We start from the raw sequence: 25,500 nt of genomic DNA on the forward strand, positions 1-25,500 counted from the left end.
TGTGTCCTGATGTGACGCGATGTGTCCTGATCGGGTTTAATTACATGCACAGAAGGATGTTTTCACCTCTTTTCTCGTGTTTTTCCTAGGGCTTTTTAGAACGAATTGATTAAAATGCGAAAAATGCGAAAAACAATCCTTTACGAGACTGACCATGCGTGAACCCAAGTCCTTCGAGGCCGCCATCACCGCTTCGGATTTCTCGAGCGAGGATTACTGCGGCACCAGCTATGCGGCCAAGCTGCTGGGCCTGTCCGTCGCCACCGTGCAATCGCTGGTGGAAAAAGGCGAGATCGAGGCCTGGAAAACGCTGGGCGGCCATCGCCGCATCGCGCTGCAATCCATCAACGCTTACCTTGCCAAGAACAACCCGCAGCTCTCGCGGGCGGACACCGACCCCAAGCACCGCCTGCGCGTGCTGATGGTCGAAGACGACGAGAACACCCGCGAGCTCTACCGCTGCCAGTTCGAGGACTGGGACCTGCCGGTCGACTGCACCTTCATGCCCTCGGCGCTCGAAGCCATGATGGACATCGCAAGCATGCGGCCCGACCTGCTGATCACCGACCTGTCCATGCCCGGGGTCGATGGCATTGAAATGCTCAAGGCCTGCAAGCGCAACCTGCAGCTCTCCGACATGCAGATCGTCGTCATCAGCGGCCTGGCGCCCGAAGCCGTCAAGGCGCGCGGCGGCCTGCCGGCCGAAGCCCACCTGCTGCAAAAGCCGATCAACTTCGACTGGCTGCACGGTTATGTCACGGCTTTGGTCACGGCCAATCGCAAGTGGAGACACTAGCCCCCACGGTGGATGTGGCCCCCACGGTCGCTCACTTCGTGTAGCTCCCTGCCCCCCGAGGGGGCCGCTGCGCCTGCGGCCTGGCAAAGCCAGTTCCGCGGCCCCTGCTGGTGTGGGAGGTGCTATGCCGGGGCGTTGCTAAAGCGGTAGATCCCGTCGGCGCCCAACTGGCGCGTCAGCTTTTCCTGGAACCACAGCGCATGCAGGTGCGCCACGGCTTCGCCCATGGCGAAGGTGGTCTGGTGCAAGTCCAGCTTGCGGGGGAACATGATGGGCAGGATGTCGGCGGCGCTGCAGGGGGCTGCTTCGCAGGCCTGCATGACTTCGGCGAGGCGGTCGCGGTGGTGGTCGTGCAGCTGGCCTATGCGGGTGTGCAGGCCGCGGAATGGTTTTCCGTGTGAGGGCAGCACCAGCGTGTCCTTGTCCAGCGGCAGGAACTTGTCGATGGATTCCAGGAACAGCGTGAGCGCGTTGGACTCGGGCTCCATGTCGTAAACGCTCACGTTGGTGGAGATGCGCGGCAGCACCATGTCGCCGCTGATCAGCGTGTCAAGCTCCTGGCAATGCAGCGCGATGTGCTCGGGCGCGTGGCCGTAGCCGCTGATGCAGCGCCAGTCGCGCCCGCCTATGCGCACCGCCATGCCGTCCATGATGCGCACATAACTTGCCGGCACCGAGGGCACCATGCCTGGGTAGTAGCTGGCCCGGCCACGGATTTTCTCGATGGACTCCGGGTCCACCAGGCCGTGCGAGGCAAAAAAGCGCGCCGCGCTTTCGCCGCCGAAACCCGTGGTGCTCTGCGAGCCGATACGCGCCGAGTGGTAGTCGGTGGCGCTGACCCACAGGCGGCAGGCCCAGCGTTCGCACAACCAGTGGGCCAGGCCGATGTGGTCGGGGTGCATGTGCGTCACGATGACGCGCAGCACCGGCAAGCCTTCGAGCTGCGCCGCAAAAATCGCTTCCCATTGGGCTTTTGATTCCTCGCGGCTGATGCAGCAATCGACGATGGTCCAGCCCTGGAGCTTCGCGCCCGGGCGGTTCGGGTCGTCCATCTCGTCGCGCAGCAGCCACAGGTTGATGTGGTCCAGCGCGAAGGGCAGCGCCATGCGTATCCACTTCACGCCGGGCGCCACCTCCAGCGTCGTGCCCAGCGCCGGAAGGGTGTCACCGAAGGGGTAGTGGAGTTGCTGCTCGAGGAGGTTCATGGCAATATTCGCGGTATATTTGACGTTTACGTAAACGTCATACACAGGCATTGTAGGGACAGCACCCGTTTCGCGCTGTCGCCCGCGTTTGCACAGGGTTTGCACAAGACTTCACACCATGGCCACCACCTACACCATCAGCGACCTGGCAAAAGAATTTGACCTGACCACGCGCGCCATGCGGTTCTATGAAGACATGGGCCTGCTGCAGCCGCAGCGCGAAGGGGCGGGCGGCCGCAACCGCGTCTACACCGCGCGCGACCGCACCCGGCTCAAGCTCACGCTGCGCGCCAAACGCCTGGGGCTGTCGCTGGTGGAGGCCAAGGAAATCATCGACTCCTACGACAGCCCGCGCGACACCGCGCCGCAGCTCAAGAAATTCCTGGCCATCCTGACGGAGCACCGCAAGAAGCTCGAGGCCCAGATGCTCGACCTGCAGGCCAACCTCGACGAAATCCGCACCCACGAAAAAGAAGCCAAGGCCCTGCTCGCCAAAACCGAGAAGGCCAAGGCCGGCAAGCCCTAGGCCCCCGGCCGCTTTGGCCCCAGGCCGCGCCGGGTCAAAGCCGGGCGGTCCGTAAATACGCCATAATTGACGTTTACGTAAACGTCAATCAAAAATCGCGATTCCCCGCAGCTCGTAAAAGGCTCTTTATGGACACTCCCGCCACCCCGACAGCCCTGTTCCAGCGCATCGAAGCCAGCTTTCTGCGCCAGGGCCTGATGCAGCACCTGGGCGCCCGGTTGCTGCGCGTGGAGCCCGGCCTCTGTGAGGTTGCCCTGCCTTATTCGGAGCGCGTCACCCAGCAGCAGGGCGGCTTTCACGGCGGCGCCATGGGCGCGCTGGCCGACATCGCCGGCGGCTACGCGGCACTCACCGTCGCCGCGGAAGACTCCGAAGTCACCACCGTCGAATACAAGATCAACTTCATGGCCGGTTTCAAGGACGGCGAGCTGCGCGCCCTGGGCCGTGTCGCCAAGGCCGGCAAGCGCATCATCGTCACCACCGCCGAGGTCACGCACGTCGCCCCCGGCGGCAAGGAAAGCGCCTGTGCCCTGATGCAGCAGACCCTGGTGCCCGTGCCCAAGACCTACTGACTTATCCAGCCCATCATTCGCTCCCAGAAAGCCCATCATGACCAATATGCCCGGACTCAACTTCATGCTCGGTGAAGACATCGACGCCCTGCGCGACGCGGTGCGCGAATTCGCCCAGGCCGAAATCGCCCCGCGCGCCGCCGAGATCGACCGCAGCGACCAGTTCCCCATGGACCTGTGGCCCAAGATGGGCGCGCTCGGCGTGCTCGGCATCACCGTGGGCGAGGAGTTCGGCGGCGCCAACATGGGCTACCTGGCCCACATGATCGCCATGGAAGAGATCAGCCGCGCCAGCGCCTCGGTCGGCCTGTCCTACGGCGCGCACAGCAACCTCTGTGTCAACCAGATCAAACGCAACGGCAGCGACGAGCAGCGTAAAAAATACCTGCCCAAGCTGATCAGCGGCGAACACGTGGGCGCGCTCGCCATGAGCGAGCCCGGCGCCGGTAGCGACGTCATCAGCATGAAATTGAAAGCCGAGGACAAGGGCGGCTATTACCTGCTCAACGGCAGCAAGATGTGGATCACCAACGGCCCCGACGCCGACACCCTGGTGGTCTACGCCAAGACCGAACCCGAACTCGGCGCGCGCGGCGTCACCGCCTTCCTGATTGAAAAAGGCATGAAGGGCTTTTCCGTCGCGCAAAAGCTCGACAAGCTCGGCATGCGCGGCAGCCACACCGGCGAGCTGGTCTTCAACAACGTCGAAGTGCCGGCCAGCCAGATTCTGGGCGGCCTCAACAGCGGCGCCAAGGTGCTCATGAGCGGCCTCGACTACGAGCGCGCCGTGCTCACCGGCGGCCCGCTGGGCATCATGCAGTCCGTCATGGACAGCGTCGTGCCCTACATCCATGACCGCAAGCAGTTCGGCCAGAGCATCGGCGAGTTCCAGCTGATCCAGGGCAAGGTCGCCGATATGTACACCGTGCTGCAGGCCGGCCGCGCTTTTGCCTACACCGTCGCCAAAAACCTCGACATGCTGGGCACCGACCACGTGCGCCAGGTCCGCAAGGACTGCGCCTCCGTCATCCTCTGGTGCGCCGAAAAAGCCACCTGGATGGCCGGCGAGGGCCTGCAGATCCACGGTGGCAACGGCTACATCAACGACTACCCGCTGGGCCGCCTTTGGCGCGACGCCAAGCTCTATGAAATCGGCGCCGGCACCAGCGAAATCCGCCGCATGCTGATTGGGCGCGAGCTGTTCGCCGAGACCATGTGAGGCCAGTGCCCATGCCGTTGATGCATCAGAAGCTGAAATGGGCCCTTGTGCTCGCGCTTGCCACGCTTCTCGCTGCGTGCGAGAAAGACGAGCCCCTGCCCTACGCGGCAGTGCCGCAAGCCGACGCCACATTCGAATGCGGCGTCCCCGAATCGCTGCGGGGAAAGGCCGTCAACGTCTTTCTGGATGCCTCAAGAGTAGGGGAGGCCTCCGAGGAAGCCATTCTCGCCCTGAAAGGCCGTTTCGCGGCGTACGCCGTCGGCTTGACTTTGCGGGACGGCACAACCGTCAGCATCGACCTTGACGAACCCATGGGTTTTACCGCCAAGGGCCAGGCGCTTCACACGGGCTGTGAGCAGTTCAAGTGGACAAGCATGGGAAACCTCACGCTGTTTGAATACACCCATGGCGCCGGAAATCCTTTTCCCGCCCAGCAGTTGATGTACTCGCACGGCCCAACGCCTGACTTCAAGAGCCTGCGCCCACTTCTCACAGGGGGCACGGCCGCCTTCTATGAACGCGAAGGGGACCGCTGCCTGACCGGACTGGTCCAGGGTGACGGTGAAGTGGGCAGGTGGTGCTACCAGAGCGGCAAGATGCACCAAACCCGGAAGATGCTGACTACGTCGCTCTCTGACGGCAAATACCGCTTTGTCTGTGATTTCTCCGGGGAAGGGCCTTTGTTGATCGACGCATCGATCGTGAAGTCCGGGCCCAACCCCACACCTTCGGATCCGCACAGCGACAAGGAACTCGCCACCATGACGGACAAATGCCTGGCCGAAAAAGCGCTTCTGAAGCCGAAGGGGTTCGATGAAACATGATTTCAGCCGCTTCCCGGGCGGCATCCCCGCAGGCAGGTGAAAATACGCCCATGACCACCTCGCTCCAAGACCTTTTCGCCCACAACCGCGCCTGGGCCGCGCAGATGGAAGCCGAACGGCCCGGCTTCTTCACCAGCCTGGTGAAGCAGCAGACGCCCAAGTACATGTGGATAGGATGCTCCGACAGCCGCGTGCCCGCCAACCAGATCACCGGCCTCGAGCCCGGCGAGGTCTTCGTGCACCGCAACGTCGCCAACATCGTTGTGCATTCCGACCTCAACGCGCTCTCGGCCATCCAGTTCGCCGTCGAGCGCCTCAAGGTCAAGGACATCATGGTCGTCGGCCACTACGGCTGCTCCGGCGTGCAGGCCGCCCTTGAAGGCGCGCGCATCGGCCTGGCCGACAACTGGATACGCCACATCCAGGACGTGCGCCACCGCCATCGCCAGCTGCTCGACAGCCTCCCTGAGGAGGTGCGCGCCCAGGCCCTGTGCGACATCAACGTCATCGAGCAGGTCGTCAACGTCTCGGTCAGCACCGTCATGGTCGACGCCTGGGCGCGCGGCCAGGAGGTCACCGTGCACGGCTGGGCCTTCGGCGTGCACGACGGCCTGCTGCAGGACCTGCAGATGAGCGTCTCCGGCCCGGAAGAGCTCGACAGGCTCTACAGCAAGGCCGTAGACCGCGTCTGGGATGTGTGGATGGCCCGCGTCGGCGGCGGCACGCAGCAGCAGCTGGTCTGAGCGGAAGCCGCCATGTTCCCCCAGCGCCTGGACTCGAGCATCGCCTACGACATCGCCAAGGCGATGATGGACGGCTTCAACCGCCACTACCAGCTGTTCCGCACCGAGTCCGCGCGCGCCAAACACCGCTTTGAAACGGCCGACTGGCACGGCCAGCAGCGCGCCCAGCGCGAGCGCATCGAGTTCTACGACCTGCGCGTGCGCGAGGCCTCCACCCGGCTGGAGCGCGAGTTCAAGGCCGGCGAGCAGCCCATGGACGTCTGGCAGCAGGTCAAGCTCCATTACATCGGCCTGCTGGTCAACCACCACCAACCCGAACTCGCCGAGACCTTCTTCAACTCGGTCACCACCAAGATCCTGCACCGCAGCTACTTCCAGAACGACTTCATCTTCGTGCGCCCGGCCGTCAGCACCGAGTACATCGAGAACGACGAGCTCGCCTCGCAGCCCACCTACCGCGCCTACTACCCCACACGCGACAACATGCGCGAGGTGCTGCTGCAGCTGGTGCGCGACTTCGACCTGCGCCTGCCCTTCGACGACCTCGAGCGCGACGCCGGTTACGTGCTCGAGGCCATCAGCGAGCGCTTCGCCGACGTCAAGCTGCGCGCCAACTTCCAGATCCAGGTGCTGACCAGCCTGTTCTTCCGCAACAAGGGCGCTTACGTCGTTGGCAAGATCATCAACGGCTTCAACGAAGTGCCCTTCGCGCTGCCGGTGCTGCACAACAAGGCCGGAAAACTGGTCATAGACGCGGCCTTGTTCGGCGAAGACGATCTGCTGATCCTCTTCAGCTTCGCGCGCGCCTACTTCATGGTCGACATGGGCATCCCTTCGGCCTATGTGCAGTTTTTGCGCAGCATGATGCCGCACATGCCGCGCGCCGAGATCTACAACGCGCTGGGCCTGGCCAAGCAGGGCAAGACGCTGTTCTACCGCGACTTCCTGTACCACCTGCGGCACTCCACCGACAAGTTCCGCATCGCGCCCGGCATCAAGGGCATGGTCATGCTGGTGTTCGACCTGCCGTCCTTCCCCTACGTCTTCAAGGTCATCAAGGACTACTACCCGCCGCAGAAAGACACCACGCGCGAGCAGATCAAGGGCAAGTACCTGCTGGTCAAGCAGCACGACCGCGTCGGCCGCATGGCCGACACCCAGGAATACAGCGAGGTCGCCTTTCCGCGCGACCGCTTCGACGACGAGCTGATCGCCGAAATCGAAAAGTTCGCGCCCAGCCAGCTCGAGATCAGCGACCGCGACGGCGACGGCCAGACCGAAGTCATCATCAAGCACGTCTACATCGAGCGCCGCATGATCCCGCTCAACATCTACCTGCAGGAAGCCTTCGACGCCGGCGTCAACGAACCCGCTGCCAAGGACCAGATAGAGCGCGCCGTCGTCGAGTACGGCAATGCCATCAAAGACCTGGTCGCCGCCAACATCTTCCCCGGCGACATGCTCTGGAAAAACTTCGGCATCACGCGCCACGGCAAGGTCGTGTTCTACGACTACGACGAGATCGAATACATCACCGACTGCAACTTCCGCAAGGTGCCGGAGGCCCGCACCGAGGAAGAAGAAATGAGCGGCGAGGTCTGGTACTCCGTCGGCCCCAAGGACGTGTTCCCCGAAACCTTCGAGCCCTTCCTGCTCGGCAACGACGCGGTGCGCGAGGTCTTCATGAAGCACCACGCCAACCTGCTGGACGCCGATTTCTGGCAGAAACACCAGGCCCGCATCCAGGCCGGCCATGTCCACGACGTGTTTCCCTACGAGCGCGAAAAGCGCTTCAGCGCGCTGCACAGCCCCGGCGCTCCCCACGATGAGGTGCTGACGCAACTGCCGCCCGAACCGGTTTTGACGGGCCTCAGCGGCCTGACCCCTTGAGGCGGGGACTGGCGGCAGAACATAACAACGAGACAGGAAGGAAATGACTGTGACAACTCCTTTTATCAGGACCTGGACGCTTTTTGCGGCGCTGGCTTTTTTCTGCGGTGCTGCCTTCTCGCAGGACATCTCGCTGCTGCCCAAATACGGCAACCTGCAGAAGACTGAACAACAGAAGGCGGCGGACGCCGAATTCCTGGTCCAGGTTGACGCCCGCTACCCGGGCGACAGGCCGAAGGCGGCGAAAGATGTCGCGGAGCGGGGCTGGCAGTTTTTGCGCCAGGGCAACCCGGAAAATGCCATGCGGCGTTTCAACCAGGCCTGGATGATCGACCCGAAAAGCGTTTCCGCCTTGTGGGGCATGGCGGCAGCGTCCGCCAGCAGCGACCAGGGCCTTCTTGCTTCACTGGGCCTGTTTGCCGAAGTTGAAAAACTAGCGCCCGGCGACATCGATCTTGCCGTCGATTACGCCAGGACGATTGGAATAGCGGCGGGCGTAGTGGGCAATCCAACCCTGATGGCCGAGGCTGTCAGGCGTTATGAAGCCATCTACCAAAAAGCACCGAACCATACGCTGAACCTGCAGAACTGGGCGATAGCCGACTACACCAGCGGCAACTACGCCATGGCCTGGAAGCGTTTGAAACTCGCCGAGGCCACACCGCAGCGAGCCGATATCGACCCGAATTTCGTCAAGGCGCTGGAGGCAAAAATGCCACGGCCCGCCAATTAAGCTGAACCCACTGAAAGGAAACACCACCATGTCAAACCCCAACGCAGATCCCATCGTCATCCTCGGCGCGGCCCGCACCCCCATGGGCGGCTTCCAGGGCGACTTCTGCAGCCTCTCGGCCCACGACCTCGGCGGGGCAGCCATCAAGGCCGCCATTGAACGTTCCGGCATCGCGGCCGGCAAGGTCGACGAAGTGCTATTCGGCAACTGCCTGATGGCCGGCCAGGGCCAGGCCCCGGCGCGCCAGGCCGGCTTCAAGGGCGGCCTGCCCGCCAGCGTCGGCGCCGTCACCCTGTCCAAGATGTGCGGCTCCGGCATGGAAGCCACCATGCTTGCGCACGACCAGCTCGTCGCCGGCAGCCGCGACGTCATGGTCTCGGGCGGCATGGAAAGCATGACCAACGCGCCGCACCTGCTGCTCAAGGGCCGCAGCGGCATCCGCATCGGCCACGACCGGATCTTTGACCACATGATGCTCGACGGCCTCGAAGACGCCTACGAACCCGGCCGCGCCATGGGCACCTTTGGTGAGCAGTGCGCCGAAAAATACAGCTTCACCCGCGAAGCGCAAGACGCCTTCGCCACCGCCAGCGTGCAGCGCGCCAAGGCCGCCACCGAGTCCGGCGCCTTCAAGGCCGAAATCACGCCCGTCACCGTCAAGGGCCGCGCCGGCGAGACCGTTATCTCCATCGACGAAGGCCCCGGCAAGGTCAAGCTCGACAAGATCCCCACGCTCAAGCCCGCCTTCAAGAAAGACGGCACCATCACGGCCGCCTCCAGCTCCTCCATCAACGACGGCGCCGCCGCCCTGGTGCTGGCCCGCGAATCGACGGCCAAAGAGCTGGGCGCCAAGCCCATCGCCCGCATCGTCGGCCACGCCACCTTCTCGCAGGAACCCGAATGGTTCACCACCGCACCGGTGGGCGCCGTCAACAAGCTGCTCAAGAAAATCGGCTGGAGCGTGAAAGACGTGGACCTCTGGGAAGTCAACGAAGCCTTCGCCGTCGTGCCCATGGCCGCCATGAAGGAACTCGGCATCAGCCACGACATCGTCAACGTCAACGGCGGCGCCTGCGCGCTGGGCCACCCGATCGGCGCGTCCGGCGCCCGCATCCTTGTCACGCTGATCCATGCCCTCAAGGCGCGCGGCCTCAAGAAGGGCGTCGCCACGCTGTGCATTGGCGGCGGTGAAGGCACCGCCATGGCCATCGAGTTGGTATGACGCAAGAAGCTCCGCAAGAACTTTCACCCGCTGAGCTCGCCCGGCGCATCGATGCCTTCTGGCTGAAGTTCCGGGAGGGCGAGGCGGAGCTTGTCCGCCAGCCGGTACGCGACCAGGTGGAGAACATCAACGAAGTTCTTGAGCAATACCTGGAAGGGCTGGCACTCGAAATGTCGGCTGACGACGGTGACCAGCAGATCGAACTGATCGCCACCGCGCACGGGAGTACCGACACCTTTCCGCTGCTGCTGGACTTCGTCAAGCGCGCGCCGCCGTTGAAGCACTACAGCCTTACCGCCTTTCGCGCTCGCACGGAAAGCCCCGACTTCCCCATGCGTATGGACAACTTTGAACTGGCGACCTCCGACGTGCTGATTGGCCACGTCGCCGACGAAGGGCAGGTGGGCATCGAAGTCATGTTTGCGCGCGAACTGCCTAGCGACATGCGGGACCATGCGCGCAACATGACCTTCATCATGCTCGACCATGTGCTGGGCGAGTATGACTTTGCGGTCAAGGTGGGTTTTGTTGATTTCGTTGACGCGTTTTCGGACGAAGTGGCCGGCTCCACGACGCTCGACAAGTTCGGCGCTGTACTCGACGCGTTCTGGACGAATGAGCTGGGGCACACAGGCCTGTTCCCAAGCGGAGAGCATCAGTGGTCTGTCATGACGGTCGTCTTTGGCAACGACGAGGACGGTGACGAAAAGGGTGACGAAGAAGACGACCAGGAGGGTGACAAGGCGATCGTGGCGGTCAACCAGAGCGCCAATGCGATTGCAGCGCGGCCTGACCTGGGCCACGCGATCGAGCTGCGCCTGCCCGTGGAAGACCATGCCGCGCTGGACCGCGCCCGTGAACTCCAGGAGCAGATCGCCACCCGCCTGGAGCTTCAGCATGCCGGCATCCTGTCGCACACCGTGGTCAGGAACGGCCGGCGCCTGGCCAACTACTATGTGGGCGACCTGCCTGCCGCGCTTGGCGTGGTGGACGCCAGCCTGCACGGCGCATCGTTCACCGGTGCTGAATTGACCCATGCGTTCGACCCTTCGTGGTCGAAGTACTTCAATTTCGCGGGCTAGCCATGAAAGTCCTCGTCCTGGGCGCATCACGCGGCATCGGCCTCGAGTTCGTTCGCCAATACCAGGCCGAGGGCGCGCAAGTCATTGCCACCGCGCGCGACGACGAGGGCCTGCAGCGCCTCAAGGGCCTGGGCGCCAAGGCCTTGCGGCTGGACGTGGCCCAGCCCGCCAGCATCAGCGGCCTGGCCTGGCTGCTCGACGGCGAGGCGATCGACATTGCCCTCTATGTGGCCGGCGTGTTTCCGCAGGGCGGTGCCTTGACCCCTCCAACGCGCGAAATGTTTGACCAGGCCATGCACACCAACGTGCTGGGCGCCATGCAGGCCATCCCGCAGGTCGCGCCCCTGGTCGAGGCCTCAAGGCTGGACGGTGGCGGCAAAGGCCGTTTCGCTTTTATCAGCAGCGGCATGGCAAAGATAGACGGCGTGGAGAACAGCCGCGGCTGGGTCTACCGCGTGAGCAAAGCCGCGCTCAATATGGCCGTGGCCTCCGCCCAGCACGACTACCCCAAGGCCATCATGGTCGCCATGTCGCCCGGCTGGGTGCAGACCGACATGGGCGGCAGCGGCGCGCCGCTCACCACCGTCCAAAGCGTCACGGCCATGCGCGCCGCGCTGGCCGGGCTCACGCCCGAGCACAAGGGCGCGTTTCTCAACTACGACGGCACGCCGTTTGAGTCCTGGTAAGGAGCAGCATGATGTCGATGGATCATGGCAATCGCCTCGTCGCCGCTGCACGCCGTGCGCTTGTGATCGGGCTGATCGCGGTCGGTGCGGCAACTTCGGTTACTTCGGCTTTTGCCGCGCCTGACCCTGTTCCCGCCTGGCCCAATGAAAGCGAACTCGTGACCGCGATGCGCGCAGGCCTGAAGGACCGCACCAACAAGGCGGAAGCCCTGGCCATTCGGGGCATGCATGAGGTCATGGTCGGAAAAACCGAGACGGCCTTCCTTGTTTCGGTGTGGTTCCCGGATCGCGGACGTAATTTTTCTGCTGGTACTTTTTTGTACCGCCCGGCCTTGAAACAAGCCAGGGAACTTGACTACAGCCAGTCACTGGGTTTGCGTTATGTCGCCGGTCACTATGGCGAGTTCTCCTTGCTGGAGAACTATGGCTCAGGCCAGGGTACCGAAGACTTCATCCATGCGTTGGTCCGCTTCAAGGGCTGGGAGATGCAGGTCTTGCATAAAGCCGAGTTCGGCAACAACCTGGGCGTTTGCGGGGAGATTTTCCCGTCAGCCAAGCCCTGCGAACAGACGCATGTGCAGTTCCAGTTGCTGGGGAATTCCGCATACAACATCGTTGAGATGATCGAGGTCACCACCCGGCTTGTTGGGGCCCCAAAAGAAAATCTTTCGGTAACCTCACGCCGCTTCCGGCTCGACGGTAACCGGTTCAAGCCTGTCAAGGGCCCTTAAAGGCAAAAAATGCTGCTCAACCAAGACCAGGAAATGATCCGCGACGCGGTCCGCGCGTTTGCACAAGAAGAGCTCTGGCCCCATGCCGCGCGCTGGGACAAGGAGCACCACTTCCCCGTCGAGGCGCACAAGGGCCTGGCCGCGCTGGGCGCCTACGGCATCTGCGTGCCCGAAGAGTTCGGCGGCGCCAACCTTGACTACCTCACGCTCGCGCTGGTGCTCGAAGAAATCGCCGCCGGCGACGGCGGCACCAGCACCGCCATCAGCGTCACCAACTGCCCCGTCAACGCCATCCTCATGCGCTACGGCAACGCACAGCAGAAAAAGCAGTGGCTCACGCCGCTGGCGCAGGGCGAGATGCTGGGCGTCTTCTGCCTGACTGAGCCTCATGTGGGCAGCGATGCATCGTCACTGCGCACCACGGCGGTGAAGGAGGGCGAAGAATACGTGCTCAACGGCGTCAAGCAGTTCATCACCAGCGGCAAGAACGGCCACGCCGCCATCGTGATTGCCGTGACCGACAAGGGCGCCGGCAAAAAAGGCATGAGCGCCTTCATCGTGCCCACCAGCGCGCCAGGTTATGTGGTGGCGCGGCTCGAAGACAAGCTGGGCCAGCATTCCAGCGACACCGCGCAGATCAACTTTGACAACTGCCGCATCCCGGCCGAGAACCTGATCGGCAGCGAGGGCGAGGGCTACAAGATCGCCCTGGGCGCGCTCGAAGGCGGGCGCATCGGCATCGCCGCGCAAAGCGTGGGCATGGCGCGCAGCGCGTTTGAATCGGCCCTGGCTTACGCCAAGGAGCGCCAGAGCTTCGGCACCGCCATCTTCAACCACCAGGCGGTGGGTTTTCGCCTGGCCGACTGCGCGACCAAGATTGAAGCCGCGCGCCAGCTGATCTGGCACGCCGCCAGCCTGCGCGACGCCGGCCTGCCCTGCCTGAAAGAAGCCGCCATGGCCAAACTCTTCGCCAGCGAAATGGCCGAACAGGTATGCAGCGCCGCCATCCAGACCTTGGGCGGTTATGGCTATGTCAGCGACTTCCCGGTCGAACGTATTTACCGCGACGTGCGGGTGTGCCAGATCTACGAAGGCACTTCCGACGTGCAAAAAATCATCATTACCCGCGCCCTGGCCTGAGGAGAAACTAATGCCGATCACCAAAGGATTCCGCGCCCTGGTTGACGAGGCCATGGCCCAGGTCAAGACTTACAGCGTGGATGAAGTCAAGGCCAGGCTCAACGACCCGAATGTACAGATCGTCGACATCCGCGACGTGCGTGAACTCACGGCCGGCACGGTCGTCGGCAGCTACCACGCGCCGCGCGGCATGCTCGAGTTCTGGGTGGACCCGGCCTCGCCTTATCACAAGCCTTTGTTCGCCGACGAGGGCAAGGAGTTCATCCTGTTCTGCGGCGCCGGCTGGCGCAGCGCCCTGGCCACCAAGACCCTGCAGGACATGGGCATGGCCAACGTCGCCCACATCGACGGCGGTTATGCCGAATGGGTCAAGCAGGGCGCGCCCACCGAGACGCTCGAAGACCGGGAAAAGCGCAAGGCCCGCGCCCACAGCTGCGGTTGATGCCGAATCCGCTGCCGTCCCAGCCACTCGCCTCACAAGCCTGCCCCTGCGGCCGCCAGGCCGGCAAGCGCGCGCTGGCGTATGCCCAATGCTGCGGCCGTTACCTCGACCACTTCGACACCACCCCCGCGCCCGACGCCGAGTCGCTGATGCGCTCGCGCTACACCGCCTTTGTCAGCGAGCGTGCCGACTACCTGCTCGCCACCTGGCACGCCAGCCACAGGCCGGCATCGATAGACTTCGATCCTGGCGTCAAATGGCTGGGCCTCGAAGTGCGCAGCCACCGCCAGCTCGACGCCACGCATGCCGAGGTCGAATTTGTCGCGCGCCAGAAATCCCCAGCCGGCCCCGCCGTGCGCCTGCATGAGCGCAGCCGCTTCGTGCATGAAGCCGGCCGTTGGTACTATGTGGACGGCGATATCCAATAGGCCAACAAGTCAATGAGCCAATAAGGGGAGGGCAGATGTTCAACCAGACCGTGCGCGGCATGTACTGCCTGCGCTGCAGCAGCCGCAAGGTGGTTCGCGGGAATTTCGAAGCCGAGCGTTTTTATCCCCTGCGCGGCCTGCTGCGCTCGCTGCTCGGCAAACCCGTTCTCTTGCAAAACGAACATGCGCATGCCTGCATGGACTGCGGCCTGGCCTGGAACGAGGTCGACCCCGCGGATCTGCGCAAGAACCTGCGCAGCTACGGCCTGTCGCCCCACAGCACCGGCGTGATGGACGCGGTGGACGGCGATTCGCCGGATATCCGCCTGTGACAGAACCTGTGAAGCCCTGGGGACGCCGCGCCGCCGGAGTGCTGGCGCTTGTTGCCATGCTCCTGCTGGGCACCTGGACTGTCATCATCGAACCGCGCTGGGTCGCCCACCGCGAAATCAGCGAAACCGTCCCCCACTGGCAAGGCCCGCCCGGCCTCAAGGTCGCCGTCGCGTCCGACTGGCACTTCAGCAAACGCCCCTTGTGGCGTGTCATGACGCTGGAGCGCGCACTCGCCATCGTGGCTGAGATCAACGCCGCCCAGCCCGACGTCATCCTGCTGCCCGGCGACTTTCTTGCCGACCGGGATTACAAACCCGAGATCGCCGCCACACCCGAAGACGAAATCGCCCAGGTGCTGGGCGGGCTCAAGGCCAGGCTGGGTGTTTATGCCGTCATGGGCAACCACGACTGGTGGCACGACGGCGCGAAGTTCACCGCCGCCTTCCAGCGCGCCGGCATCCAGGTGCTTGAGAACGACGCCGTGCCCCTGCCCGGCACCGCCCTGTGGGTGGCCGGCGTGGGCGACGACGACACCGGCCATTCCGACCCGGTGCGCGCCATGGCCAGGGTGCCCAAGGGCGCGCAGGCGCTGGTCTTCATGCACGAGCCGGCCAGCCTGTTCGACCTGCCGCCGGTGCGCGGCCTCATCGTGGCTGGCCACACCCACGGCGGCCAGGTCCGCATCCCTTTCTTCGGCTCGCCCGTGGTGCCCGGGGCCGGCCCGCACGACTGGGCCTACGGCTGGGTGGCGCACGGCGACAATCGCATGTACATCACCAGCGGGCTCGGCGTCAGCATCCTGCCGGTGCGTTTTAATATGCGGCCTGAATGGGCGATGTTCACGCTCGCCGCCCCGGCAAAACCTGAACTGGACATGAAAGCGGAACCATGAGATTTGACGCGGTGTTATTCGACTGTGACGGCGTGCTGGTCGACAGCGAACCCATTACCAACGGCGTGCTGCGCGACATGCTCGAAGAGCGCGGCTGGAAGCTCAGCCCCGCCGAATGCATGCGCATCTTTGTCGGCAAGGCCGTCAAGGACGAAGCCGCCCTGATCGCCGCCAACACCGGCAGCCCCGTGACTGAAGACTGGATGGTCCAGTTCCGCGAACGCCGCAACACCGGCCTGATGCGCGACCTCAAGGCCATCACCGGCGCCGTCGACGCCATCGCCAAAGTCCACGCGCTGTACAAGGGCCGCATCGCCTGCGCCTCCGGTGCCGACCGCTTCAAGGTCGAGCTGCAGCTTGAGAAGTGCGGTTTGATGCCTTTCTTCAAGGGCCGCATTTTCAGCGGGCACGAGCTGCCGCGCTCCAAACCCTTCCCCGACGTCTACCTCGCCGCCGCCGCGGCCCTGGGCGTGGACGCCAAACGCTGCGCCGTGGTGGAAGACACCGTCACCGGCGTCACGGCAGGCGTGGCGGCCGGCTGTACCGTCTTTGGCTACAGCCCGCCCGAAATGGGCCATGACGCGCCCACGGCACTCAAGGCCAGCGGCGCGACACATGTTTTTACCGACATGGCTGACCTGGCGGCTTTACTGAGTTGATGGGCTGAGAATCTGTTTCAGGATTATTTTTGACCGGTATGTCGATTCCGGCCCGTCCTGTTCGTCGTAGAGGTGTCAGCAAGCAAAACCCTCCATCACCGAAAGGAAACCCCATGAAATACCTCTGCCTCGCCAACTACAAACCCGCCGACATGGCTGCCCTGTCGCCTGCCGACCGCAAGGCGCTGGTCAGCCAGTGCCCGGCCAAGGATGCCGAGCTCAAGGCAACCGGGCAACTGCGCCTGAGCGCTTCGCTGGACGGGCCCGCCATCCGCCTGCAGCCGCGCGGCGGCAAGACCACGGTGGCCGACGGTCCCTTTGCCGAGGCAAAAGAGCTGGTCGGCGGCTTTTTCATCATCGAGGCCGACAGCAGGGACGAAGCCGTACGCATCGCCTCGCTGCACCCGGCCGCCACGCTGGGCGAAAACGTGGGCTGGAACATCGATATCCACCCCATCGGCTTTTTTGAGCAGTACAGCGGCAAGCCGGCCTGAGCACCGGCGGGGCACCCACCGCCCCCAGCGCTGAAACGGTCTCCCTGGGCCGGGCTGTCCCGAATCGGGCTGCGGTGCTAAGCTGCCAGCCCGACTTTTAATAAAAAGGTGAGACACATGCCCGGACTTCTGCCTAACGTAGACCCAGACGGCTTGCTTGAGTTTTCAGTCGTCTACACCGACCGCGCCCTCAACCACATGTCGCGCAGCTTCCAGGGCGTGATGGGCGACATCTCCGCCATCCTCAAAGAGGTCTACCACGCGCATTCGGTCGCGCTGGTGCCCGGCAGCGGCACCTACGGCATGGAAGCCGTGGCCCGCCAGTTCGCCGCCGGCAAACATGTCATGGTGGTGCGCAACGGCTGGTTCAGCTACCGCTGGACGCAGATCTTCGAGATGGGCAACATCCCCGCCTCCCACACCGTGCTCAAAGCCCGCAAGACAGCGGCAGGCGCCCAGGCGCCATGGATGCCCGCCCCGGTGGCAGACGTCGTCGCCGCCATCGCCAAAGAAAAGCCCGCCCTGGTGTTTGCCCCCCACGTCGAAACCGCCTCCGGCATGATGCTGCCCGACAGCTACCTGCAAGCCGTCGCCGCCGCCGTGCATGCGGTGGGCGGCCTGTTTGTGCTCGACTGCATCGCCTCCGGCGCCATGTGGGTGGACATGAAAGCCACCGGCGTCGACATCCTGATCTCGGCCCCGCAAAAAGGCTGGGGCAGCTCACCCTGCTGCGCCATGGTCATGCTCAGTGAACGCGCCCGCACCGCGATTGAGACCACCATGAGCTCCAGCTTCGCCTGCGACTTGAAGAAGTGGCTGCAGATCATGGAGACCTACGAAAACGGCGGCCACGCCTACCATGCGACCCTGCCGACAGACGCCCTCACTCGCCTGCGCGCCACGATGAAGGAAACGCAAGCGTACGGGTTTGCGAAAGTGAAGGCAGAACAGCAAGAACTGGGCAGCAAGGTGCGCGCCCTGTTCGAAAGCCGTGGCCTGCCCAGCGTGGCCGCCGAGGGCTTCAAGGCCCCGGGCGTGGTCGTCAGCTACACCACCGATCCTGACATTCAGTCAGGCAAGAAGTTTCTGGCCGAGGGTTTGCAGACCGCCGCCGGTGTGCCGCTTCAATGCGATGAAGGTGCGGACTTCAAGACCTTCCGCGTGGGGCTGTTTGGGCTGGAGAAGTGGCATAACGTGGACCGGACGGTGGCGAGTCTGGCGGGGGCTTTGGAGGGGATTGGGGTGACTGGGCGGATTGCCGAGGCGGCTGAGAATTTTTGAAGCATTTCTCCAATTCTGAGAATTAATCAACTTTGGGAGCTTAGATGAAATGTCCACACTGCAAGGTTGAGATTCATCCTGGATATTCGGAAGATTGGCTAAGACAGCAAAACGCGGTTGGAATTGAAGGCAACGTACCGACGCTATGGTCCGTGAAGTACATGGAGTGTCCAGCGTTGTTGAATTCCGCTGAAGTTTGACCCGAGTTTTCCATCGAATATTGACCCACACTCTTTGTGAGCAGAAGCTGCTCACGATGTGGATAAGTTCTTGGTTTTCTCCTTTTTGGGCTGAGTCTGTGTGGATCTGCCTCAAAGTGCGCCGCTGTTTCCGCGATTTTGTTGCCTCGATGACTAGCCAGGTGGCCAGCTTCTCGGCGTAGGGATCGAGCTTGCTTGGGGTTGCCCGCCTTTGGTAGCTGGGCTCGCTCTCTTCCGATCGCAGGTGCTTCTTCACTGTGTTGCGAGCCAGGCCTGTACGCCTTGAGATCTCGCGGATGGACATCTGATCCCGCAATGCCCAACGTCTGATGACATTCAATGTCGCCACGTCTATCACTCCTAATTTCCCCTGCTTTTAAAACAAGCAGGGTAGTGCCTACGTGGGTCAGTTTTGGATGGAAATTACTGCGCTAAGTGGGTCAGATTTCGACGGAATTCAACACCTTTGGGAGGCACTGAGGCAATATACGGCTTGTAACATTTCATGTCATGTGAAAAATGCCTTGTTTTAGACCGTCGGGGTTCGTCAGCGCCTGTCACACCCACCAAGCCTTTACTCACTTTGATTGGCCATTGGCAATGCCTGCGGATTGATGCTGCCTGTTTTACGGGCATCCTGCTGGAAGCCACGCCAGGTAAGGATCTCCGTGTTGTCCTCACGCGGGTACACAAGCTTGCCCACAGAATCTGTGAATGCATCCCCGCGGGTAGTTCTCCCCCGCCCCTATCCCTTGCCCGGCCGCATATCCGGTGCCGGCGTGGTCGGGATGCCCTGGTCCAGCGCGGCCTGATGCTGCGCCAGCAGGGCGCGCTGAAATGCCGGGCGTTGCTCGAGCTGCCGGTGGTAACGGCGCACCGCATCGGGGAATTGTGCTGCCAGGCCAAGGTGGCTGGCCAGCATGAGGGCGTAGTGGACCGACACGTCGGCGGCGGTGAAGCGGCCGGCGCAGAGAAATTCGGGTTGCTGCTGCAGGGCGGCGTCCATGGCTTTCAGCCGGGCGAGGAACCAGCGGCTGTAGTCTTCCGCGACCTGGGGCTGTTTGCGCGCCTCGGGTTCGAAGTGGGTGTAGCGCAGCACCAGGGTTTGCGGAAAGGTCAAAGTGGCTTCGCCCATGTGCAGCCAGTTCAGGTAAGCGCCATAGGCCGGGTCTGCCAGCGGAACATCCAGCTGCCCGGGGCTGTGCCGTGCCGCAAGGTATTGGCATATCGCCGCGGATTCGGTCATGCGGGTGTCGCCGTCCACCAGCAGGGGCACGGTGCCCAAGGGGTTGTCCGCCAGGAATTGGCGGGCCAGCGCACGCGGCGGAAAAGGCAGCATGCGCAGCGTGTAGGGCAGGCCCAGCTCTTCGAGCATCCACAAGGGGCGGAAGGAGCGGGCGCTGACGCAGTGGTGAAGGGTGATCATGCGCACAGTCTAGGGCGCCGCGCGTCACAAGTCCTGCCACGAAGGGGGCAAATCAGGCCAGTGGTGGCGGTTTTCCTTGCCGGAACTCCGCGGGTGACTGGCCGCTCCATTCCCGAAACGCCCTCGTAAAACTCTTCTCATTCCGAAATCCAGAAGCCTCAGCCACCTGCTTGATGGGCTTTGAGGTCCGCAGCAACAAGTCCTTGGCCTTCTCAAAGCGCACCTCGTCCTTGAGCTGCTGCAGCGACGCTCCTTCTTCCTGAAGCTGGCGATGCAGGGAGCGAGGCGACATGTTGAGCGTTGCCGCCAGGGTCTCCGCGGTATGTGAGGCGACGGCCGGGTTCGCCAGCGCCTGCCGCACCTGCTCCACCAGCAGCCTGTCGCGCCGGTACTGCAGCACCGTCAAGGGCAAAGCCCGCTGCAACATCTGCTGCAAGGCTTTTTCGTCACGGCGCAAAGGCAAAGCCAGGTAACGCGCATCAAAGCGGATCTCGGCCTGCGCGGCCTTGAACTGCAGGCCCGGGCCGGGGAACATCAGCGCATAAGCCTCCACATGGGCCGGCGCCTCGAATGGAAAGCGTGCGCCCTGCAGGGGAATGCGCGAATCCACATACCAGCAGGCCAGGCCGTGGATATTGCGCAGCACGTGGACCAAACCGAACTCACCCACCTGGCTGGGCACCTTCTCTTCAACCGTGATCGCGGCCGTGTCGCCGCTGGTGGTCAGGCGCAGGGTGATGTCGTCGGCAATCAGTGCATGGTGGCGGCACCAGCGTTTGAGGGCCACGCCCAGATTCGGCGAACTAATCGACGCGCGCGCCAGCATGCCGTAGCTGCCCCAGGGCAGTTTGCGGCTGAAGGCGCCCAGGCCTTCGTCGCCCAGCTCCTGCATGGCGGCGCCTGAGAGCAGTTCCATCTGGCGGGCGGTGATGTGGCCGGTTGGCTGTTTGAGCTGGTTTGGCGTGATCTGTGCCAGTTTGAGGGCTTGCTCCGGGCTTTGGCCTTCGCGCTTGTAGGCGGCCGCTATGCTTCTAGCAAAGGCCATGGGCGTGGCGGCGACGGGCGGGTTGGCGGGGCTGCGGGAGGGCATCTTGTGATTCTCGGTGCCGTTGGCAGGATTTGCAACCTTGTTGGCGGCCTGCCGGGGGCGGGTTTTCGCTAAGCTGGCTGTTTGGCGCTAAGGTAGGGCCGGTACGCCTTCCGACGTCCTTTCAGCGCCCCCATCAGGAAAAAATCCATGTCCGCTCTTGAGACCCAGCTCAACGCCCGTTCCGCCGACTTCCAGGCCAATGCCGCCGCCATGCGCGCGCTGGTCGACGACCTCGGCGCCAAAGTCGCCAAGGCCGCCCACGGCGGCGGCGACACCGCGCGTGCGCGGCACACGGCGCGCGGCAAGCTGCTGCCGCGCGACCGGGTGCAGATGCTGCTGGACCCGGGCACGCCTTTCCTCGAACTCTCGCCGCTGGCCGCCTACGCGATGTACCCCGACCGCGACGGCACCGACAGCGCGCCCTGCGCGGGTGTGATCGCCGGCATAGGCCGCATCAGCGGGGTGGACTGCATGGTGGTGTGCAATGACGCGACGGTGAAGGGCGGCACCTATTACCCGATGACGGTCAAAAAGCATTTGCGCGCGCAGGAGATCGCGCAGCAGAACAACCTGCCTTGCGTCTACCTGGTCGATTCGGGCGGCGCCAACCTGCCCAACCAGGACGAAGTCTTCCCCGACCGCGACCATTTCGGCCGCATTTTTTTTAACCAGGCGAACATGAGCGCTGCGGGCATTGCGCAGATCGCGGTGGTCATGGGCAGCTGCACCGCCGGCGGCGCCTATGTGCCGGCCATGAGCGACGAGACCATCATCGTCAAGAACCAGGGCACCATCTTCCTGGGCGGCCCACCGCTGGTGAAGGCGGCCATCGGCGAGATCGTCTCGGCCGAAGACCTGGGCGGCGGCGACGTGCACACACGGCTGTCGGGCGTGGCCGACCACCTGGCGCAGAACGACCCGCATGCGCTGGCCCTGGCGCGCCGCGCCGTGGCCAACCTGAACCGGCAGAAGCAGCCCCAGCAGGTGCTGCGCACGCCCGCGCCGCCGCTCTACAGCCCCGAAGAACTCTATGGGGTGATCCCGACCGACACACGCAAGCCTTATGACGTGCGCGAGATCATTGCGCGCATCGTCGACGGCAGCGAGTTCGCCGAGTTCAAGGCACGCTACGGCACCACCCTGGTTTGCGGCTTCGCGCATGTCGAAGGCATGCCGGTGGGCATCATCGCCAACAACGGCATTTTGTTCAGCGAATCGGCGCAGAAGGGCGCGCACTTCATCGAGCTGTGCTGCCAGCGCAAGATCCCGCTGGTGTTTTTGCAGAACATCACGGGCTTTATGGTCGGCAAAAAATACGAGGCCGAGGGCATCGCGCGCCACGGCGCCAAGATGGTGATGGCGGTGGCCACGGCCCAGGTGCCCAAGTTCACCATCATCATCGGCGGCAGCTACGGCGCCGGCAACTACGGCATGTGCGGCCGGGCCTATTCGCCGCGCTTTTTGTGGATGTGGCCGAATGCGCGCATCTGCGTGATGGGCGGCGAGCAGGCCGCCGGGGTGCTGGCCACGGTGAAGCGCGACGCGATTGAAGCCAAGGGCGGCCAGTGGAGCGCCGAGGAAGAGGCGGCCTTCAAGCAGCCGGTGCTGGACCAGTTCGGCCACCAGTCCCATCCTTATTACTCGAGCGCGCGGCTTTGGGACGACGGCGTGATCGACCCGGCGGATACGCGGCGCGTGCTGGCGCTGGGGCTGTCGGCCACCTTGAACCAGCCGATTCCCGAGACCAAGTTCGGCGTGTTCCGCATGTAAATCCGGGTAAGCCACAAAGCCGGCCATGGACAACATTTACATCACCTCCGAGCACGAGCTGCTGCGCGAGCAGGTCGCGCGCTTCATTGCGCGTGAGGTTGAGCCGTTTGCGGCTGCCTGGGAAGAAGAGGGCTGCGTGCCGCGCGAGGTGCTGCGCAAGATGGGCGAGGCCGGCCTGCTGGGCCTGATGTATGAGGCGGAGTACGGCGGCGGCGAGGCCGATGCGCTGGCCAACCTGGTGTTTGCCGAGGTGCTGTCGCAGTCGACCTTTGGCGGCTTCATCATCACGGTGCTGGTGCATACCGACATGGCCAGCCCGCACCTGTTCCACGCGGGCAATGCGGCGCAGAAGGCGCGCTACATGCCGGACGTGATTGCGGGAAAGACAATCACCGCGGTCGGTATCACCGAGCCCGGTGCGGGCTCGGACGTAGCCGGCATGCGCATGACTGCCAAACGTGAAGGCGACGAATGGGTGCTCAACGGCACCAAGATGTTCATCACCAACGGTGTGTTTGCCAACCTGTATTTCATCGCGGCCAAGACCGGCACGGCGCGCCACGATGTGTCCATGTTCATTGTCGAAAAAGGCACGCCGGGGTTTACGGTGGGCCGTGCACTCAAGAAAACCGGCTGGCTGTCGTCGGACACGGCTGAGCTGGTGTTTGACAACGTCCGTATCCCGGCCGGCAACCTGCTGGGCGAAGAGGGCAAGGGTTTTTATTCGGTCATGAAAAACTTCCAGACTGAGCGCATCGCGCTGGCGGCCATGGCGGTCGGCCACTGCACGCAGGCGATCAAGATGACGCTGGACTATGTGCGCCAGCGCCAGGCCTTCGGCGCCACGCTGTGGGACAAACAAACCATTCGCCAGCGCATCGCCATGCTGGACGCCAAGACCCGCGCGGCGCGCCAGTTCATGTACCACTGCGCCTGGGCCGTGACGCAGGGCCGCGACATCGTGCAAGAAGTATCCATGCTCAAGGCGCTGACCGGCGAGCTGGTGAACGAAGTATTGCAAACCTGCCAGCAGTTCCACGGCGGCATGGGCTTTATCCGCGAGACAGCGATTGAACGCCTGTGGCGCGACGCGCGTGTGCTGGGCATAGGTGGCGGCGCAACCGAAGTGATGCTCGAAGAAGTGGCCAAACGATATGACTGATACACACCGTTTTTCTCGAACCTTGTGGGCATCGGCCCTGCTGGGGATGCTGCTGTGCGCCGTCCTGGCTCCCGCGAGCGCGCAGGAGCCGGAACTCAGCGCTGCCCTGAATGAGTCTGTGTTTATGGTGTCCAAAAAAGCCATCATCGGCAGCACCGAACTGGAAACCACGCTCTACAAACCCGACGGCCCCGGGCCTTTCCCGGTGGTGGTCATCAACCACGGCAAGGCAATGGGGGACCCGCGCTTTCAGTCGCGCTACCGGCCGGCCATCGCCGCGCGCTACTTTTTGCAGCGCGGTTACATGGTGCTGGTGCCCATGCGCCAGGGCTTCTCCAAATCCAGCGGGGGCTACATAGGCGGCGGCTGCAATGTGGAGAGCAACGGCCGCGTCCAGGCCGAGGACGTCAAGGCGGTGCTCGACTACGCGCTGGCGCAGCCTGAGGCCGACAAAACCCGAATCCTGGTGATGGGCCAGTCGCATGGCGGCTGGACCACGCTGGCTTTCGGCACACTCAACTACCCCGGCGTCAAAGGCCTGGTCAACTTCGCGGGCGGCCTGCGGCAGGAAAGCTGCGCGGGCTGGCAGGCCAACCTGGCCCGAGCCGCGGGCACCTATGCGGCCGAAACCAAACTGCCTTCCTTATGGTTCTACGGCGACAACGACAGTTATTTTTCGCCATCCACCTGGCAGGACATGGCGGCACGCTACAACAGCGGCGGCGAGAAGGCGCGTGTGGTCGCTTTCGGGACCTTCAGCAGCGATTCACACAGCATGTTCGGCTCCACCAAGGGCCAGGGCATCTGGCAACCTGAAGTCACGCGTTTCCTCGAAAGCATAGGCCTGCCCAGCCAGCCCGCGCCGGCGTTTGCGCGCTTTGCGCCCGCGGGCAAGAAAACCGAGGCGCCGCCCAAAACCGATTTTGCGGCCATCACCGAGGAGCCCGCGCTGCCTTTCCTGTCGGCTTCCGGCAAGGCGGGCTACAAGGCCTTCCTGTCCAAGGAGGTGCCGCGCGCCTTTGCCGTCGGGCCCACGGGCGGCTGGGGCTGGGCGGAGGGCGGTGACGATCCCATCAAGCGTGCGCTCGACAGCTGCAACCGCCACGCCTCCGGAAAATGCAAACTTTATGCCGTCGATAACGACGTTGTCTGGACCACACCATGAATCACCTGACCCTGCATGTCGAGGCGCTGGTCGCCACCGTCACCCTGAACCGCCCCGAGGTGCGCAACGCCTTTAACCAGGAGGTGATCGCCGAGCTGACCCAGGCCTTTGTCGAGCTGGGCCTGCGTGACGACGTGCGCTGTGTGGTGCTGGCGGCCAACGGCCCGGCTTTCTGCGCGGGTGCGGACCTGAACTGGATGCGCAGCATGGCCGACTACAGCTACGAGCAGAACCTTGAGGACGCGGGCCGCCTCGCCACCATGCTGCAGGCCGTGTATGAATGCCCTCGGCCCGTCATTGCACGCATACAGGGGGATGTGTACGCGGGCGGAACGGGACTGGTGGCGGCCTGCGACATCGCCGTGTCTGCCGACACGGCCGGCTACTGCCTTAGCGAGGTCAAGCTGGGCCTGATCCCGGCGACCATCAGTCCTTATGTGGTCCGCGCCATGGGCGCGCGGGCCGCGCATCGCTACTTTTTGACGGCCGAGCGTTTTGATGCGGCCGAGGCCTTGCGCATCGGTTTTGTGCACGAGGTCGTGGCGGCCGAAGCGCTGGATACCAAGGTGGCCGAGCTGGTGAAAGCCCTGGTCAGCGCCGGCCCCGAAGCCGTGAAGCTCTGCAAAAAACTGGTGCAGGACGTGGCCGGGCAGGCCATCACACCGGAACTTACGCAGATGACGGTCCAGGGCATTGCCGATGTGCGCGTGAGCCCTGAAGGCCGAGAGGGCGTTCAATCTTTTCTGCAAAAGCGCAAGCCAAATTGGCTGCCTTCCACACCGGCGTGAA

Annotated in this window: 27 protein-coding genes and 1 pseudogene; 24 read left to right on the forward strand and 4 right to left on the reverse strand. The window is 63.7% G+C overall.

Annotated elements, in window-relative coordinates:
* The first annotated feature begins 154 nt into the window (after positions 1–154).
* Positions 155–796, forward strand: coding sequence for a response regulator (locus tag AC1D1F_RS10770; protein WP_477655049.1), 642 nt, complete (start codon positions 155–157; stop codon positions 794–796).
* A 122-nt stretch (positions 797–918) separates the two neighbouring features.
* On the opposite strand, the gene AC1D1F_RS10775 is transcribed toward AC1D1F_RS10770, so the two are convergent.
* The gene (locus tag AC1D1F_RS10775) at positions 919–2,001 is read right to left on the reverse strand and encodes an MBL fold metallo-hydrolase (protein WP_477676774.1); all 1,083 of its coding nucleotides are present in this window, start codon (positions 1,999–2,001) and stop codon (positions 919–921) included.
* Between the two features lie 118 nt (positions 2,002–2,119).
* On the opposite strand from AC1D1F_RS10775, the gene AC1D1F_RS10780 reads away from it, so the two are divergent.
* From AC1D1F_RS10780 to AC1D1F_RS10870, 19 genes are all read left to right on the forward strand, one after another.
* Positions 2,120–2,527, forward strand: a complete 408-nt coding sequence (locus tag AC1D1F_RS10780; RefSeq protein ID WP_007867394.1) for a MerR family transcriptional regulator — start codon at positions 2,120–2,122, stop codon at positions 2,525–2,527.
* 128 nt (positions 2,528–2,655) lie between these two features.
* Positions 2,656–3,099, forward strand: a complete 444-nt coding sequence (locus tag AC1D1F_RS10785; RefSeq protein ID WP_477676773.1) for a PaaI family thioesterase — start codon at positions 2,656–2,658, stop codon at positions 3,097–3,099.
* A 37-nt stretch (positions 3,100–3,136) separates the two neighbouring features.
* Positions 3,137–4,318: an isovaleryl-CoA dehydrogenase gene (locus AC1D1F_RS10790; RefSeq protein ID WP_477676772.1), complete on the forward strand. Its 1,182-nt coding sequence runs from the start codon at positions 3,137–3,139 to the stop codon at positions 4,316–4,318.
* An 11-nt stretch (positions 4,319–4,329) separates the two neighbouring features.
* Positions 4,330–5,142, forward strand: a complete 813-nt coding sequence (locus AC1D1F_RS10795; protein WP_477676771.1) for a hypothetical protein — start codon at positions 4,330–4,332, stop codon at positions 5,140–5,142.
* 50 nt (positions 5,143–5,192) lie between these two features.
* Positions 5,193–5,885 carry a carbonate dehydratase gene (gene can, locus AC1D1F_RS10800; RefSeq protein ID WP_477676770.1) on the forward strand — a complete coding sequence of 231 codons (693 nt, stop codon included), beginning with the start codon at positions 5,193–5,195 and terminating at the stop codon, positions 5,883–5,885.
* A gap of 12 nt (positions 5,886–5,897) precedes the next feature.
* Positions 5,898–7,775, forward strand: a complete 1,878-nt coding sequence (aceK, locus tag AC1D1F_RS10805) for a bifunctional isocitrate dehydrogenase kinase/phosphatase (RefSeq protein ID WP_477680883.1) — start codon at positions 5,898–5,900, stop codon at positions 7,773–7,775.
* A 49-nt stretch (positions 7,776–7,824) separates the two neighbouring features.
* Entirely contained in the window at positions 7,825–8,508 is a 684-nt protein-coding gene (locus AC1D1F_RS10810; RefSeq protein ID WP_477677875.1) for a hypothetical protein, read from the forward strand.
* A gap of 28 nt (positions 8,509–8,536) precedes the next feature.
* Positions 8,537–9,730: an acetyl-CoA C-acyltransferase gene (locus AC1D1F_RS10815; protein WP_477677876.1), complete on the forward strand. Its 1,194-nt coding sequence runs from the start codon at positions 8,537–8,539 to the stop codon at positions 9,728–9,730.
* Entirely contained in the window at positions 9,727–10,812 is a 1,086-nt protein-coding gene (locus AC1D1F_RS10820; RefSeq protein WP_477696211.1) for a DUF695 domain-containing protein, read from the forward strand. Before AC1D1F_RS10815 ends, AC1D1F_RS10820 begins: the two co-directional genes overlap by 4 nt.
* Positions 10,813–10,814: 2 nt before the next feature.
* Positions 10,815–11,498, forward strand: coding sequence for an SDR family oxidoreductase (locus AC1D1F_RS10825; protein WP_477677878.1), 684 nt, complete (start codon positions 10,815–10,817; stop codon positions 11,496–11,498).
* Between the two features lie 8 nt (positions 11,499–11,506).
* A complete protein-coding gene (locus tag AC1D1F_RS10830; RefSeq protein ID WP_477677879.1) occupies positions 11,507–12,229 on the forward strand; it encodes a hypothetical protein in 723 nt (240 codons plus the stop codon).
* Between the two features lie 9 nt (positions 12,230–12,238).
* Positions 12,239–13,369, forward strand: a complete 1,131-nt coding sequence (locus AC1D1F_RS10835) for an acyl-CoA dehydrogenase family protein (RefSeq protein WP_477696210.1) — start codon at positions 12,239–12,241, stop codon at positions 13,367–13,369.
* Positions 13,370–13,379: 10 nt separating this feature from the next.
* Positions 13,380–13,811, forward strand: coding sequence for a rhodanese-like domain-containing protein (locus AC1D1F_RS10840; RefSeq protein WP_477677881.1), 432 nt, complete (start codon positions 13,380–13,382; stop codon positions 13,809–13,811).
* On the forward strand, positions 13,811–14,239 hold the full coding sequence (locus AC1D1F_RS10845; protein WP_477677882.1) for a YchJ family protein: 429 nt from the start codon (positions 13,811–13,813) through the stop codon (positions 14,237–14,239). Before AC1D1F_RS10840 ends, AC1D1F_RS10845 begins: the two co-directional genes overlap by 1 nt.
* Before the next feature lie 35 nt (positions 14,240–14,274).
* Complete coding sequence (locus tag AC1D1F_RS10850) at positions 14,275–14,571, forward strand: hypothetical protein (RefSeq protein ID WP_477677883.1); 297 nt, start codon at positions 14,275–14,277, stop codon at positions 14,569–14,571.
* Positions 14,568–15,464, forward strand: a complete 897-nt coding sequence (locus tag AC1D1F_RS10855; protein ID WP_477696208.1) for a metallophosphoesterase — start codon at positions 14,568–14,570, stop codon at positions 15,462–15,464. Before AC1D1F_RS10850 ends, AC1D1F_RS10855 begins: the two co-directional genes overlap by 4 nt.
* Complete coding sequence (locus AC1D1F_RS10860; RefSeq protein ID WP_477677885.1) at positions 15,461–16,123, forward strand: HAD family hydrolase; 663 nt, start codon at positions 15,461–15,463, stop codon at positions 16,121–16,123. The genes AC1D1F_RS10855 and AC1D1F_RS10860 overlap by 4 nt, the downstream gene beginning before the upstream one ends.
* 113 nt (positions 16,124–16,236) lie before the next feature.
* Complete coding sequence (locus AC1D1F_RS10865; RefSeq protein ID WP_477676263.1) at positions 16,237–16,617, forward strand: YciI family protein; 381 nt, start codon at positions 16,237–16,239, stop codon at positions 16,615–16,617.
* Positions 16,618–16,734: 117 nt separating this feature from the next.
* A complete protein-coding gene (locus AC1D1F_RS10870; RefSeq protein ID WP_477676264.1) occupies positions 16,735–17,898 on the forward strand; it encodes an aminotransferase class V-fold PLP-dependent enzyme in 1,164 nt (387 codons plus the stop codon).
* Positions 17,899–18,177: 279 nt separating this feature from the next.
* Here the strand turns inward: AC1D1F_RS10870 and AC1D1F_RS10875 are convergent.
* From AC1D1F_RS10875 to AC1D1F_RS10885, 3 genes and pseudogenes are all read right to left on the reverse strand, one after another.
* Positions 18,178–18,456 (reverse strand): annotated as a pseudogene (locus tag AC1D1F_RS10875) (IS21 family transposase); the annotation flags it as partial.
* A gap of 387 nt (positions 18,457–18,843) precedes the next feature.
* Positions 18,844–19,524 carry a glutathione S-transferase family protein gene (locus tag AC1D1F_RS10880; protein WP_477676265.1) on the reverse strand — a complete coding sequence of 227 codons (681 nt, stop codon included), beginning with the start codon at positions 19,522–19,524 and terminating at the stop codon, positions 18,844–18,846.
* Between the two features lie 52 nt (positions 19,525–19,576).
* Positions 19,577–20,614 carry an AraC family transcriptional regulator gene (locus AC1D1F_RS10885; protein WP_477676266.1) on the reverse strand — a complete coding sequence of 346 codons (1,038 nt, stop codon included), beginning with the start codon at positions 20,612–20,614 and terminating at the stop codon, positions 19,577–19,579.
* Between the two features lie 147 nt (positions 20,615–20,761).
* On the opposite strand from AC1D1F_RS10885, the gene AC1D1F_RS10890 reads away from it, so the two are divergent.
* Genes AC1D1F_RS10890 through AC1D1F_RS10905 form a run of 4 tightly spaced genes read left to right on the forward strand, consistent with a single transcriptional unit; the run spans position 20,762 to position 25,499 of the window.
* Complete coding sequence (locus AC1D1F_RS10890) at positions 20,762–22,384, forward strand: carboxyl transferase domain-containing protein (protein ID WP_477696207.1); 1,623 nt, start codon at positions 20,762–20,764, stop codon at positions 22,382–22,384.
* 25 nt (positions 22,385–22,409) lie between these two features.
* Positions 22,410–23,546, forward strand: a complete 1,137-nt coding sequence (locus tag AC1D1F_RS10895; RefSeq protein ID WP_477676268.1) for an acyl-CoA dehydrogenase family protein — start codon at positions 22,410–22,412, stop codon at positions 23,544–23,546.
* Positions 23,539–24,711: a dienelactone hydrolase family protein gene (locus tag AC1D1F_RS10900; RefSeq protein WP_477676269.1), complete on the forward strand. Its 1,173-nt coding sequence runs from the start codon at positions 23,539–23,541 to the stop codon at positions 24,709–24,711. Before AC1D1F_RS10895 ends, AC1D1F_RS10900 begins: the two co-directional genes overlap by 8 nt.
* On the forward strand, positions 24,708–25,499 hold the full coding sequence (locus AC1D1F_RS10905) for an enoyl-CoA hydratase/isomerase family protein (protein ID WP_477676270.1): 792 nt from the start codon (positions 24,708–24,710) through the stop codon (positions 25,497–25,499). The genes AC1D1F_RS10900 and AC1D1F_RS10905 overlap by 4 nt, the downstream gene beginning before the upstream one ends.
* Position 25,500 lies beyond the last annotated feature (1 nt).

It is taken from the genome of Polaromonas sp. P1_H6, assembly GCF_056405195.1.